The organism is Amycolatopsis sp. NPDC051071, assembly GCF_040682875.1.
Classification (GTDB): Bacteria; Actinomycetota; Actinomycetes; order Mycobacteriales; family Pseudonocardiaceae; genus Amycolatopsis.
In genome coordinates this window covers 1-1,208 of sequence record NZ_JBFBBY010000333.1, presented here as the reverse complement: position 1 = coordinate 1,208, position 1,208 = coordinate 1, and the positions used below count along the sequence as shown (strand labels likewise).

1 protein-coding gene is annotated in these 1,208 nt (G+C 68.2%); it reads right to left on the bottom strand.

Annotated elements, in window-relative coordinates; genetic code table 11:
• Positions 1-1,092 (bottom strand): ISAs1 family transposase (locus AB0M65_RS40865; protein ID WP_364041073.1); only part of this gene is annotated, 1,092 nt, incomplete at its 3' end.
• Between the last annotated feature and the right edge of the window lie 116 nt (positions 1,093-1,208).

Below are 1,208 nucleotides of genomic sequence, written 5' to 3'. Positions count from 1 at the left end.
GATGAGGTTGCGTAGTCCGGCCATGATGCGGGGGGCGTTTCCGGTGCGGACCTGGGAGGTGTCTTCGCGGTAGGTGACGTCGCGGACCCAGTGCAACCGGTTCTCGATGCACCAGTGCCCGCGGGCCAGATCGGCGATCCGGTCTGGTCCGGCGCGGTCCTTGGTCAGGCTGGTGATGCCCAGCACGGTCTCGTGGTGGGTGTTGCCGGTGGCGGTGTAGGTGACGTGGCGTTTGAGGAGAAACGCTTGTGCGGCCTGGGGAAACGGGATGTCCTCGGGTGCGGGCAGTAGCTGGATTGTGCGTCGTTCGCAGCGTCCGTGGCCGGTGTCGAGGGTGGAATGTCCGGGTGTGTCGGCCCAGGGCAGGGTGGTGAGCCGGGTGTGCAGGTGGTGCCGGTTGCGTTTGACCACGAACACGTAGTCCGCGTGGCGTTCCGCGGTCAGATAGCGGGCGCTGCCGACGGTGGTGTGCAGGGCGTCGGCGGTGACCACCGTCCCGGTCAGGTCAACCCGGTCGAGCAGCGGGGCGAACCCGGAGACCTCGCTGGTCTTGGCCCCCACCGGGGCCTGGGCCAGGACCGTGCCGTGCTGGTGGGTCAGCGCGGACAGCAGGTGCACGCCGCGGGTGTCGGCGCCGCCGCGGGTGCCGCGCAGGGCCTTGCCGTCCACCGCGATCGCGGTGACCTCAAGGTCCGTGCCACCGGCGAGGTGACGTTCCTGCAGCCACGCGCAGATCGCCGCGTCCACCGCGTCACCATCCACGATTTGCAGCATCCGCCGCAGGGTCCTCTCATCCGGCGCCACATAACGCTCACGTCGCCGGTCATAGCGGGCACCGAGTAACGCCAGGACCCGTTGCGGGGCATCGGCGGCCCACTCGCCGATCGCGGTGAACGACTGGGCTCCCGCGCAGACCGCCGCCGCCGCGACCAGCAGGATCGACCACAACGCGTGCCGGACCCCACGCCGGTCCCGGGGATCGGGAACCACAGCGAAATGGTCACGCAAATCGAACACACACTCCGGAAAGTGCCCGGAAACGGACGTCGTGGTGCTCGCCAGGCCCAGCCTGGCAAGACCGGAATCGGTCAAGGATGATGAGACGGCAGGCACGGTTCTCTCACACGATCATGGGACTTAGACACTCACATGATCAACCAGAGACCGTGCCTGCCCTCATCCAGGCAACCGACTTTGCCGGGGCCCTG